This is a genomic window from Staphylococcus sp. 231237_7MaSpsaltlick (genome assembly GCF_043107035.1).
In genome coordinates this window covers 26,065-38,169 of the sequence record NZ_JBICNX010000031.1, presented here as the reverse complement: position 1 = coordinate 38,169, position 12,105 = coordinate 26,065, and the positions used below count along the sequence as shown (strand labels likewise).

The 12,105-nt window shown below is 33.1% G+C and carries 14 protein-coding genes; all 14 read left to right on the top strand.

All coding sequences use genetic code 11. The annotated features are described in order from the left end of the window. The first annotated feature begins 450 nt into the window (after window positions 1-450). Window positions 451-1,794 carry an Orn/Lys/Arg family decarboxylase gene (locus tag ACF91D_RS27135; protein ID WP_208182340.1) on the top strand — a complete coding sequence of 448 codons (1,344 nt, stop codon included), beginning with the start codon at window positions 451-453 and terminating at the stop codon, window positions 1,792-1,794. A gap of 1 nt (window position 1,795) precedes the next feature. Next, the gene (gene tmk / locus ACF91D_RS27130) at window positions 1,796-2,413 is read left to right on the top strand and encodes a dTMP kinase (protein WP_327621087.1); all 618 of its coding nucleotides are present in this window, start codon (window positions 1,796-1,798) and stop codon (window positions 2,411-2,413) included. 26 nt (window positions 2,414-2,439) lie between these two features. Continuing rightward, entirely contained in the window at window positions 2,440-2,769 is a 330-nt protein-coding gene (locus ACF91D_RS27125) for a cyclic-di-AMP receptor (protein WP_002484220.1), read from the top strand. Window positions 2,770-2,903: 134 nt separating this feature from the next. Beyond that, entirely contained in the window at window positions 2,904-3,830 is a 927-nt protein-coding gene (locus tag ACF91D_RS27120) for a DNA polymerase III subunit delta' C-terminal domain-containing protein (protein ID WP_327621095.1), read from the top strand. 2 nt (window positions 3,831-3,832) lie between these two features. Continuing rightward, the gene (locus ACF91D_RS27115; protein ID WP_069793239.1) at window positions 3,833-4,636 is read left to right on the top strand and encodes a PSP1 domain-containing protein; all 804 of its coding nucleotides are present in this window, start codon (window positions 3,833-3,835) and stop codon (window positions 4,634-4,636) included. Window positions 4,637-4,651: 15 nt separating this feature from the next. Beyond that, entirely contained in the window at window positions 4,652-4,993 is a 342-nt protein-coding gene (yabA, locus tag ACF91D_RS27110; RefSeq protein WP_039069432.1) for a DNA replication initiation control protein YabA, read from the top strand. A gap of 113 nt (window positions 4,994-5,106) precedes the next feature. Next, window positions 5,107-5,832, top strand: coding sequence for a tRNA1(Val) (adenine(37)-N6)-methyltransferase (locus tag ACF91D_RS27105; protein WP_039069431.1), 726 nt, complete (start codon window positions 5,107-5,109; stop codon window positions 5,830-5,832). Then, the gene (locus tag ACF91D_RS27100; protein WP_039069430.1) at window positions 5,825-6,073 is read left to right on the top strand and encodes a GIY-YIG nuclease family protein; all 249 of its coding nucleotides are present in this window, start codon (window positions 5,825-5,827) and stop codon (window positions 6,071-6,073) included. Before ACF91D_RS27105 ends, ACF91D_RS27100 begins: the two co-directional genes overlap by 8 nt. Window positions 6,074-6,076: 3 nt before the next feature. Continuing rightward, window positions 6,077-6,910 (top strand): 16S rRNA (cytidine(1402)-2'-O)-methyltransferase, encoded by an 834-nt coding sequence (gene rsmI, locus ACF91D_RS27095; RefSeq protein ID WP_327621088.1) that lies wholly within the window; start codon window positions 6,077-6,079, stop codon window positions 6,908-6,910. Between the two features lie 337 nt (window positions 6,911-7,247). Further along, window positions 7,248-9,227 carry a methionine--tRNA ligase gene (gene metG / locus ACF91D_RS27090; protein WP_039069427.1) on the top strand — a complete coding sequence of 660 codons (1,980 nt, stop codon included), beginning with the start codon at window positions 7,248-7,250 and terminating at the stop codon, window positions 9,225-9,227. A gap of 26 nt (window positions 9,228-9,253) precedes the next feature. Next, window positions 9,254-10,027: a TatD family hydrolase gene (locus ACF91D_RS27085; RefSeq protein ID WP_039069426.1), complete on the top strand. Its 774-nt coding sequence runs from the start codon at window positions 9,254-9,256 to the stop codon at window positions 10,025-10,027. Window positions 10,028-10,163: 136 nt separating this feature from the next. Next, window positions 10,164-10,715 (top strand): ribonuclease M5, encoded by a 552-nt coding sequence (gene rnmV, locus ACF91D_RS27080; RefSeq protein WP_039069425.1) that lies wholly within the window; start codon window positions 10,164-10,166, stop codon window positions 10,713-10,715. Continuing rightward, the gene (rsmA, locus tag ACF91D_RS27075) at window positions 10,716-11,606 is read left to right on the top strand and encodes a 16S rRNA (adenine(1518)-N(6)/adenine(1519)-N(6))-dimethyltransferase RsmA (RefSeq protein ID WP_327621089.1); all 891 of its coding nucleotides are present in this window, start codon (window positions 10,716-10,718) and stop codon (window positions 11,604-11,606) included. 99 nt (window positions 11,607-11,705) lie between these two features. Then, window positions 11,706-11,969: a Veg family protein gene (locus tag ACF91D_RS27070; RefSeq protein WP_029379202.1), complete on the top strand. Its 264-nt coding sequence runs from the start codon at window positions 11,706-11,708 to the stop codon at window positions 11,967-11,969. Window positions 11,970-12,105 lie beyond the last annotated feature (136 nt).

Below are 12,105 nucleotides of genomic sequence, written 5' to 3'. Positions count from 1 at the left end.
TACGAGTGGTAAGTGAGTGAGGAAAGCGTGCAAGTGAGAAAAGATGCGAGCGCTTGTCTCACGACAAGAAAGGTCTTTAGCGCCGAAGGTAGCAGACTTACGTTCCGCAAGAGTAGGACGTTGCCAGGCAATCAAAGACCCAATAGGGTCTTTTTTTTATGCACGAAGAGCTTAACTGCAACGTAAAACAATTGTCAGTCGCAACGGAATACATGAGCAGAAGCTCATGCATAAGTCCCACTAATACAATGAAATATAAAACGAAATATAATCTGATAAGAGAGCAACAAGTTTTATCTAAATAAATTAGAAGTTAGAATGTAAAAGTGGGACTTTAGAAGCTGACGAACTAAACGAACTCTAAAACCAAGAAGTTTAAATGAACTTATGACTAGTTCTTTAAATATGTTAAAATATAATGAAAATTAAAGTTTAAAAAGTGGGTGTTATATGTCACTACCATTAAATAAGAAGTTTGATGAGTTATTAAAAAGGAAACCTATTTCTATGCATGTCCCGGGACATAAAAATATGACAATAGGCTATCTTAATAAAATGAATTTTGAGATGGATATGACAGAAATAACAGGTTTAGACGATTTGCACCATGCTGAAGATGTTATAGCACAAAGTATGAGCAATGTTAAAAAACATCCTGATTATGATGCTTATTATTTGGTTAACGGTACAACATCAGGTATCTTATCAGTAATCCAAGGTTTTTCAAATGTACAAGGTGAATATGTTATTGCAAGAAATGCTCATAAGTCTGTGTTTCATGCTTTAGATTTAGTTCATACATCTTGCCGTTTATTGGGGATGGATATGAGCATAAAAACAAAACAGTATTTAGGCCCTAGTCTAAACGGACTACTCCAGCAATTGAAAGATTCGAAGTTGTTAGTTCTTACATACCCTAACTATTATGGGGAATGTTTTGATATTGAAGAAACACTAAAATATACAAAGATTCATCAAACACCTACGTTAATAGACGAAGCACATGGTGCACACTTTGATTTAGCAGGTTTTCCAAAGTCTTCATTGAGTATGGGGGCAGATTATGTTGTACAGTCATATCATAAGACATTACCGTCACTGACAATGAGTTCAATTATTTTCATTCATAAAAATGCACCACAGCGTGAAAAGGTATTAAAGTATTTAGCGTACTTTCAATCTTCAAGCCCGTCGTATCTTCTTATGAACAGTTTAGAATTAGCACATGATTTTTATGAAAAATATGATAGTAATTTGTTTTTTGAAAAAAGAAGGAAATGCATTCAAGCTATTGAGTCTATAGGTATGCGTATAGTTGAAGTGAATGATCCATTGAAGTTGAATATACAATGTACAGGTTACTCAGGTATTGAACTACAACAGCTTTTCGAAAACAAAGATATTTATGTAGAATTAGCAGATGAATATCAAGTTCTTTTCGTTTTACCATTGTGGCATAAAGGCGATTATTATCCATTTCAAGAATTAATTGACAGAATAAAGCAAATAGAAGTGGAAAAAAGATCTAATAACATAGATTATAAGATTCCTGATTATGAATTGTGTGGTCTGTATCAGCCAGTTGAAATATCAAGAGTTAAAAGTATAGATATCAATGAAGCTGAAAATCAAATTTTAGCAGTAAATATTGTACCTTACCCACCAGGTATACCAATAATGCTAAAAGGAGAACTCATAACAAAAAATATGATAAAATTAATGAATTATTGGTGTGAACAACACATAAGAGTCGAAGGAATTAAAAAACATAAAATTGAAATTAAGGATGAATAAAATGTCAGCTTTTATAACTTTTGAAGGCCCTGAGGGTTCAGGCAAAACTACTGTCATACAACAAGTAGCACAAAAATTAGAAAATAAATTTGAAGTTGTACTTACCAGAGAACCAGGTGGTGTGAAGACTGGAGAACAAATTCGTGAAGTATTGCTTGAAGGCGATGATATGGATGATCGGACAGAAGCACTATTATTTGCAGCATCTAGGCGTGAACATCTTGTAGGTAAAGTGATTCCATCGTTAGAGAGTGGTAAGTTAGTATTATGTGATAGATATATCGATAGTTCTTTAGCATATCAAGGCTATGCTCGGGGAATAGGAATAGAAGAAGTGAAATCTGTTAATGAATTTGCCATCAATGGTCTGTATCCTGATATTACGGTATATCTTGATGTTAGCGTAGAAGTTGGAAGAGAAAGAATCTTAAAGAATCAGCGCAATCAAAATCGTTTAGATCAAGAAAATATAAAATTTCATGAAAAAGTAGTTGAAGGTTATAAAAAAATTATTCATAATGAGTCTGAACGCTTTATGGTAATAGATGCAGATCAGAGTGTAGAAGATGTAGTTAATGCAACGTATGAATCTATCATCAAATACTTAGAAAAATTATGATATAATACTGGGAAGAGGTGTTTAATATGAAAATGATTATAGCAATCGTACAAGATCAGGATAGTCAAGAACTTTCAGATAAACTTGTTAAACATAACTTTAGAGCAACGAAACTTGCAACAACTGGTGGTTTTTTAAGAGCAGGTAATACAACGTTTTTATCTGGTGTAGAAGATGACCGAGTTGATGAAATGCTAAAAGTTATTAATGACACTTGTGGTAATAGAGAGCAACTTGTATCACCTATAACACCAATGGGTGGCAGTGCAGATTCTTATATTCCATATCCGGTTGAAGTAGAGGTTGGAGGAGCAACGGTATTTGTAATGCCAGTTGAGGCTTTCCATCAATTTTAGAATCATGGTTGCTATATATAGTGACCTTTCAAATTACATTTCCACTTAAGACTAAACTGTTATGAACTTAAGTAATGTGCTTTGTAAGGTTACTATGTATAAGCAGCCTTTTTATATAAAGGAGTAACTTTATGTTGGATGAACTAGACAGACTGACGAAAGCGTATCAATCAAATAAACTCTCGCATGCTTATTTATTTGAGGGCGATGATGGACAAACTATGCAAAAAGTCGCAATTGATTTTACGAAATTAATCCTATGTGGCCAAGAGAACCAATGTCAGTTAAAAGTAGAAACATTTAATCATCCAGATTTTATGTATATATCTTCTGAAGAAACTACGATTAAAAAAGACCAAGTAGAACAATTAGTACATCATATGAATCAACTACCTATCGAGGGTGACTATAAAGTATATATTATTGAATCTTTTGAAAAATTAACCATCCAAGGTGAAAATAGTATTTTGAAATTTTTAGAAGAACCACCTGAAAATACGATAGCCATCTTATTAACAACAAAACCAGAACAAATTTTAGATACTATTCACTCTAGATGCCAACATGTATATTTTAAACCAATAGATAAGTCTTTGTTTATAGAAAGACTAATTGAACGCGAAATTTCACGTCCTGTAGCAGAATTGTTAAGTACATATACAACACAAATTGAAAGTGCAGTTGCGTTAAATGAAGAAGCAGATCTGATGGCATTGCGTAAAAGTATTATAAAATGGTGCCAATTGTTGTTAACAAATCGTTCAATGGCGTTAATAGCCATTGTCGATTTATTAAAGCAGGCTAAAAATCGTCGCTTACAGTTAGTTACGTTAGGGGCAGTTAATGGTTTCTTTGAGGATGTTATGCATGCTAAGGTAGGAATGGATGATGATATCATATATCATGATTTATATGAAGAAGTAAAAGCATTTTCTAAAAAGTTAACATATAATCAAATTATTTTGATATATGATCAAATAACAGAAGCACATAAAAAATTAAATCAAAATGTTAATCCGACATTAGTATTTGAACAGATTGTGATAAAAGGGGTGAGTTAATCATGCAAAATGTAGTAGGAATTGATTTTCAAAAATCAGGGAAAATGGAATACTATTCACCAAAAAAATTCGATTTAAATGTAGGCGATTGGGTGGTAGTTGAATCTAAAAGAGGATTAGAGATGGGCCGTGTAAAATATGCTCCATTAGATGTTGCTGATGAAGATGTAACATTACCTTTAAAAGAAATTGTCCGTCATGCAACAGATGAGGATTTAAATCAATATGAGCAAAATGAAAAAGATGCCGAAGAGGCAATGACATTATGCAAAAATACAATTCAACAGCAGAGTTTAGAGATGAGACTAGTAAATTGCGAATTTACATTAGATAAATCAAAAGTGATTTTTAATTTTACATCGGATGAGCGCGTTGATTTTAGAAAATTAGTGAAAGTTCTAGCACAAAAACTAAAAACACGTATTGAATTAAGGCAAATAGGCGTTAGAGATGAAGCGAAATTGCTTGGTGGTATTGGTCCATGTGGACGCTCTTTATGCTGTGCTACGTTCCTAGGTGACTTTGAACCAGTATCTATAAAAATGGCAAAAGATCAGAATTTATCACTCAATCCCACTAAAATTTCAGGGGCTTGTGGTCGTCTAATGTGTTGCCTTAAATATGAAAATGATTATTATGAAGAAGCACGTGCGCAATTACCTGATGTAGGAGAAGCTATTAAAACACCAGAAGGCAATGGTAAAGTGATTGGCCTAAATATCTTAGATATTTCTATGCAAGTAAAAGTGGATGGTCTTGAACAGCCGCTTGAATATAAAATGGAAGAATTAGAGACATTAAATTAGGAGGCCAAAATAACATTGAATCGTAGCGACATATTTGAAAAATTGGCGAATTTAGAATCAAATATTAATCAAATCAACAGTGATATGGTTAATTTGAAGAATCTTACGGTTGAATTGATTGAAGAAAATGTCGCCTTACAAATCGAGAATGAGAATCTAAAAACATTAATAGACAAAGAAGAACAATCTAAAAGTATAGAACAAGGTAAAAAAACGCCTGTTAAACAACCACTTCGCAGTAAAGACAATTTGGCTATGCTTTATAAAGAAGGTTTTCATATTTGTAATGGTGAATTGTTTGGGAAACATAGAAAAGGCGATGATTGCTTATTCTGTCTTGAAGTATTAACTGAATAAAAATTGATATGGACCAAAACCCATAGTAATCATATGTAATTGAGGATGAGCAGTGACGATAGGCTTGATTATTAAGCATCGTTACCTTATCCTTTTTTTTGGAGGTTAGAAAGATGCTTTTAGCAGATGAAAGATTGGATTATTTAACAAAAGAAAACTTAAGAATTATACAAAATGATGAAGTGTTTTCTTTTTCTACTGATGCACTATTACTCGCGCATTTTACAAAAATTAAAAAGCAAGATACGATTATGGATTTGTGTTCGGGGAATGGGGTTATTCCTCTGTTGCTTTCGGATAAAGGGAAACAAAATATAGATGGTATTGAGATTCAGCAACAACTAGTTGATATGGCACAAAGAAGCGTTGTATATAATCAATTAGACGATAGAATCCACATGTATCATATGGATTTGAAAAAAGTACAACAACAGTTTAAACCCTCACAATATAGCCTTGTCACTTGTAATCCACCTTACTTTAAAGTCAATCAACAACATCAACATCAAAAAAATGCGCATAAAATAGCTAGACATGAGATAATGTGTACATTAGAAGATTGTTGTTTAGCAGCCAGACATTTATTAAAACAAGGTGGGCGCATGGTCATGGTTCATAGAGCAGAACGTCTTATGGATGTCTTAAGCTATATGAGAGCATATCAAATTGAACCTAAAAAACTTTATTTTGTATATAGTAAACAAGACAAAGTATCGCAAACAATAGTTGTGGAAGGTAGAAAAGGTGGTAACCAAGGTTTAGACATACAGCCACCATTTTATATTTATAATAATGATGGCACTTACACCGAGGAAATGAGAGAAATATATTATGGATAAACATTATATTTATATAGTTAAATGTAAGGATGGTAGTTTATATACGGGGTACGCAAAAGATATTACACAAAGAGTAACTAAACATAATAATGGTCAAGGTGCTAAATACACGAAAATAAGACGCCCGGTACAACTCGTTTATCAAGAAGTGTTCGATACAAAGTCTGAAGCAATGAAACGTGAGTATGAAATTAAGACATATACACGTCAACAAAAATTAGAATTAATAAGTGGGGGTTAGGTTATGTCGACATTATATTTAGTAGGAACGCCTATTGGTAACTTGGCGGATATTACATATCGTGCTGTTGATACATTAAGAAATGTAGATTTGATTGCTTGTGAAGATACACGAGTGACAAAAAAATTATGTGTACATTATGAAATACAAGCACCGCTCAAGTCTTACCATGACCATAATAAAGAACAGCAAACAGATTATCTTATTGAACAATTGCAACAAGGTAATAACATCGCATTAGTATCAGATGCAGGTTTACCATTAATTAGCGACCCTGGTTATGAACTAGTTGTTGCTTCTAGAGATAATGGTATCAGAGTAGAGACTATACCAGGACCAAACGCAGGTTTAACTGCATTAATGGCAAGTGGATTACCTTCTTTTACTTATACATTTTTAGGCTTTTTACCGCGAAAAGATAAACAAAAACAATCATACCTAGAACAACGTATGTATGAAAATAGCACTTTAATTATTTATGAGTCACCACATCGAGTAAAAGATACGATTAAAACGATTCAAAAGATTGATAGAGATCGTAAAGTTTCTTTAGGTAGAGAGCTAACAAAGAAATTTGAGCAAATTGTTACTGATTATGTAGGCAATATACTAGACCGTCTTAATGATGAAAGTATTCCAACTAAAGGTGAATTTGTAGTACTTATTGAAGGCGCCGAAGCAGTAGAAGATACAGCTTGGTTTGAAGATATGTCAATTAAAGAACACGTTGATTATCATATAAATCAAAATATGAAACCGAAAATAGCGATTAAACAGGTGGCAGAATTACGCCAAATGAAAACGAGTGAAGTTTATGACATTTATCATGAAGTTTAAGTGAGGAAGAAAAAATAAATTATGGCTTAGTAAATTTATAAAATAATAAATTCAAGTAAAAGGACATACCACAAATTCGAATTTAATCAAGAAAAAAGAGTTGAAAAACTCCCATAACATGCGCGATTTATGGTAATGTAGATAAGATAGAGATTATTAATCATATTTAAATTATAGCAAAATAAAAACTTAAAAATGCTGGATATGACTAGTATGCTATCCAAAGAATTTTTATGATGATTAACATATAAATCGGAATAGAAATACATATCTGCTTCATTGAAAAGAAAAATGAATTTAGATATATTTATAGTGTAAGAATCGAGGAGGAACATTAATGGCGAAAGAAACTTTTTATATCACTACACCAATATATTATCCAAGTGGGAATTTACATATCGGTCATGCTTATACAACAACAGCTGGTGATGTAATCGCACGTTATAAAAGAATGCAAGGCTATGATGTTCGTTATTTAACAGGTACGGATGAACATGGACAAAAAATACAAGAAAAAGCACACAAAGCTGGAAAATCAGAATTAGAATATTTGGATGAAATGATTGCTGGTATTAAAGATTTATGGCAAAAATTAGAAATCTCAAATGATGATTTTATACGTACGACAGAAGCGCGACACAAAGAAGTTGTGCAACAAATTTTTGAACGTTTATTAGCTCAAAATGATATTTATCTTGGTGAATATGAAGGTTGGTATTCAGTACCGGACGAAACATATTACACAGAAACACAGTTAGTTGACCCAGTTTTCGAAAATGGAGAAATCGTCGGTGGTAAGAGTCCAGATTCTGGTCATGAAGTAGAGTTAGTTAAGGAAGAAAGCTACTTCTTTAATTTATCTAAATATACAGACCGTTTATTGGAATTTTACGATGAAAATCCTGAGTTTATTCAACCGCCTTCACGTAAAAATGAAATGATTAATAACTTTATTAAACCGGGACTCGAAGATTTAGCGGTGTCACGTACGTCATTTGATTGGGGTATTCATGTTAAATCAAACCCAAAACATGTTGTTTACGTTTGGATTGATGCGCTTGTAAACTATATTTCTTCATTAGGTTATTTATCTGATGACGATAGTTTATTTAAAAAGTATTGGCCGGCAGATATTCATATAATGGCTAAGGAAATCGTGCGTTTCCACTCTATTATATGGCCAATTCTATTAATGGCGTTAGATATACCGCTTCCTAAGAAAGTATTTGCACATGGCTGGATACTCATGAAAGACGGTAAAATGAGTAAATCTAAAGGTAATGTTGTAGATCCTAATGTACTTATTGACCGCTATGGTTTAGATGCTACACGTTATTACTTAATGCGTGAATTACCATTTGGTTCTGACGGCGTATTTACTCCTGAAGGATTTGTGGAACGTACAAATTATGATTTAGCAAATGATTTAGGAAACTTAGTGAATCGTACCATTTCAATGATTAATAAATACTTTGATGGTGAATTACCTGCATATCAAGGACCTAAACATGATTTAGATAAAGATATGGAGCAAATGGCGCTAGATACTGTGAAGACATTCCATGAAAATATGGATGATTTACAATTTTCAGTAGCACTTTCAACAGTTTGGAAATTTATTAGTCGTACGAATAAATATATTGATGAAACTTCACCTTGGGTATTAGCTAAAGATGAAGAACAACAAGAAATGCTTGGCAATGTGATGGCTCACTTAGTAGAAAATATTCGTATTATAGCAGTGTTATTAAGACCATTCCTTACACATGCACCAAAACAAATCTTTACACAGTTGAATATCAACTCTCCAGAGTTGTTTGAGCTTGATAGTATTGAAACATATGGTGCTTTAACTGAACCTATAATGGTAAGTGAAAAACCACAACCTATCTTCCCACGTCTAGATAGTACGGTTGAAATTGACTATATTAAACAATCAATGCAACCTGAAAAGAAAGAGGAAGAAAATTCAGTAGAAGAAGTGCCGACTAAAGCACAAATTGATATTAAAGATTTTGATAAAGTAGAAATTAAAGCTGCAACAATTATAGATGCTGAACAAGTGAAGAAATCTGATAAGTTATTAAAAATCCAAGTAGATTTAGATAACGAACAGCGCCAGATTGTTTCGGGTATTGCACAATATTACCAACCTGAAGATATTATTGGTAAGAAGGTTGCTGTTGTGACTAACTTAAAACCTGCTAAATTAATGGGTAGAAAATCAGAAGGTATGATTTTATCAGCTGAAAAAGATGGCGTACTAACACTTGTTAGCTTACCAAGTGCGATTTCAAATGGCTCAGTAATTAAATAATCACAAATTAAGGGAGCGGTTAAAAGATGCTAATCGATACACATGTTCATTTAAATGCAGACCAATACGATGAAGATTTAGAAGCGGTTATTGAACGCGCTAGAGAAAATGGGGTAGATCGCATGTTTGTAGTTGGTTTTGATACACCTACAGTTGAGCGTACGATGGAACTCATTGACCAATATGAATTTATCTATGGAATCATTGGATGGCACCCTGTAGATGCGATAGATTGTACAGAGGAACGTCTAGAATGGATTGAGGCACTTGCGGCGCATCCTAAAGTGATTGGTATCGGCGAAACAGGACTGGATTATCATTGGGATAAATCACCTAAAGATATCCAACAAGCATTATTTAGAAAACAAATAGCTTTGGCGAAGCGCGTTAACCTGCCAATTATCATTCATAATAGAGAAGCAACTCAAGATTGTATAGATATTTTGAAAGAAGAACATGCTGAAGAAATTGGCGGTATTATGCATAGCTTTAGTGCTTCTCCTGAAATTGCCGATGATGTTATTAATAAATTGAATTTTTATGTTTCTTTAGGTGGTCCAGTAACATTTAAGAATGCCAAACAACCTAAAGAAGTTGCAAAACATGTACCATTTGATAGATTATTAGTTGAAACGGATGCACCATTTTTATCACCACATCCTTATAGAGGTAAACGTAATGAACCAGCACGTGTAACGCTAGTTGCTGAAGAAATTGCTGAATTACGAGGTGTGAGTTATGAAGAAGTGTGTAAACAAACAACTGAAAACGCAGAACGATTGTTTAAATTAAAAGCATAAAACATTACAAAAGGTATCGGTCTGAGATAAGGCTTAGTTGATAAAATATAGGCTAAGTAGTCATCATAATTTACACGCCGATACCTTTTTTATTTTTATCTAAAATCGAAGTGAGTAATGAAAGGTGTAACAATAAATGAAGATAAATGAATTTATTGTAGTTGAAGGCAGAGACGATACTGAGCGTGTAAAAAGAGCGGTTGAATGTGATACGATTGAGACAAATGGAAGCGCTATTAATCAAGCGACTTTAGAGATTATTGCGCGCGCATTTGAGACAAGAGGTGTCATTGTACTTACCGATCCAGATTTCCCAGGTGATAAAATAAGAAATACGATTCAAAAATATATCCCCGGTGTTAAACATGCCTATATTGATCGACATAAGGCTAAAAATAAACGCGGTAAAATAGGTGTTGAACATGCTGATATTGGAGATATTAAAGAAGCGTTAATGAACGTAAGCACACCCTTTGAAGAAGGACACGAATCAATAAGTAAAGGCGTGTTGATTGATTTAGGCTTACTCGTTGGTAAAGATGCACGTAAAAAAAGGGAACTATTAGGCCGTAAGTTACATATTGGTCATTCTAATGGTAAACAATTGTTGAATAAGCTAAATGCATTTGGTTATACAGAAAGAGATGTTAGAAATGCATTAAGCGAAAATGAGGGAAGTGAAAGTTAAATGGAATACAAAGATATTGCAACACCAACCCGTACCAAAGCATTACTTAATCAATATGGATTTAATTTCAAAAAGAGTTTAGGGCAAAACTTTTTAATTGATGTGAATATTATTCACAATATCATTGAGACCAGTGATATCAACGAGCATACGGGCGTGATAGAAATTGGTCCAGGTATGGGTTCGTTAACTGAACAATTAGCTAAAAACGCTAAAAAGGTGGTTGCCTTTGAAATTGACCAACGCCTGATACCTGTACTTGAAGATACGATGGAGCCATATGATAATGTAACTGTGATAAATGAAGATATACTTAAAGCAGATATTGCGCATTATGTTGCTGAACATTTTTCAGAATGTGAGAAAATAATGGTGGTAGCAAACTTGCCGTATTACATTACAACGCCTATTTTATTAAATTTAATGCAACAATCATTACCGATTGATGGTTATGTAGTTATGATGCAAAAAGAAGTGGGAGAACGTCTGAATGCACAAGTCGGCACAAAGGCATACGGTTCATTATCAATTGTAGCGCAATATTATACTGAAACAAGCAAAGTGCTAACTGTGCCTAAAGCTGTATTCTTACCACCACCGAATGTAGATTCTATTGTAGTTAAATTAATGAAGCGCTCGACACCGATTGTAACTGTAGATGATGAAAATAAATTTTTCAAAATGACAAAAGCAGCATTTGGCCAAAGACGTAAAACGATTAACAATAATTATCAAAGTTTATTTTTAAATGGTAAAGCTAATAAGCAAATGATACTTGAATGGTTAGAAGCCAGTGGTATAGATCCGAGACGACGCGGAGAAACACTTTCAATAAAAGAATTTGCACATTTATACAATGAATTGAAAAATTTCCCGGAATTAGAATTTTAAATTATTGACAAGCGCGCTTTACCTTGCTAAAATTGATATTTTATTTGACAAAAAACCTCAAAATGTGTTATTATACAACTTGTAGCGAGGTGGAGCAATATGCCAAAATCTATTGGAGACATCAAAAATTCACTTGATTGTCAATTAGGGAACAGAATTGTACTTAAAGCGAATGGTGGACGTAAGAAAACAATTGAACGTAGTGGTGTTTTAAAAGAAACATACCCTTCTGTTTTTATTGTTGAACTAGATCAAGATATATATAATTTTGAGCGTGTATCCTATACATACACTGACGTTTTGACTGAAAACGTACAAGTTTCTTTCGAAGGTGATAATCATCAAGAAGCAATTGCACACTAATTAAAATGAATTTAAATTAAGTTTGGCAAATTATGGCGCCTTACTTGTCAATTTAAACTTTAATATGAGAATGAATTTAAATAAAAGGTATGTTGGTGTAATGACGCTAACATACCTTTTTTGTTATATTAATATT

Bases quoted from the DNA above. Each gene is read 5' to 3' on its own strand.
- ACF91D_RS27135 (WP_208182340.1), top strand. From the start codon at position 451: ATGTCACTACCATTAAATAAGAAGTTTGATGAGTTATTAAAAAGGAAA.
- rsmI (WP_327621088.1), top strand. From the start codon at position 6,077: ATGTCGACATTATATTTAGTAGGAACGCCTATTGGTAACTTGGCGGAT.
- ACF91D_RS27105 (WP_039069431.1), top strand. From the start codon at position 5,107: ATGCTTTTAGCAGATGAAAGATTGGATTATTTAACAAAAGAAAACTTA.
- ACF91D_RS27115 (WP_069793239.1), top strand. From the start codon at position 3,833: ATGCAAAATGTAGTAGGAATTGATTTTCAAAAATCAGGGAAAATGGAA.
- rsmA (WP_327621089.1), top strand. From the start codon at position 10,716: ATGGAATACAAAGATATTGCAACACCAACCCGTACCAAAGCATTACTT.
- ACF91D_RS27100 (WP_039069430.1), top strand. From the start codon at position 5,825: ATGGATAAACATTATATTTATATAGTTAAATGTAAGGATGGTAGTTTA.
- ACF91D_RS27085 (WP_039069426.1), top strand. From the start codon at position 9,254: ATGCTAATCGATACACATGTTCATTTAAATGCAGACCAATACGATGAA.
- ACF91D_RS27125 (WP_002484220.1), top strand. From the start codon at position 2,440: ATGAAAATGATTATAGCAATCGTACAAGATCAGGATAGTCAAGAACTT.
- metG (WP_039069427.1), top strand. From the start codon at position 7,248: ATGGCGAAAGAAACTTTTTATATCACTACACCAATATATTATCCAAGT.
- tmk (WP_327621087.1), top strand. From the start codon at position 1,796: ATGTCAGCTTTTATAACTTTTGAAGGCCCTGAGGGTTCAGGCAAAACT.
- rnmV (WP_039069425.1), top strand. From the start codon at position 10,164: ATGAAGATAAATGAATTTATTGTAGTTGAAGGCAGAGACGATACTGAG.
- ACF91D_RS27070 (WP_029379202.1), top strand. From the start codon at position 11,706: ATGCCAAAATCTATTGGAGACATCAAAAATTCACTTGATTGTCAATTA.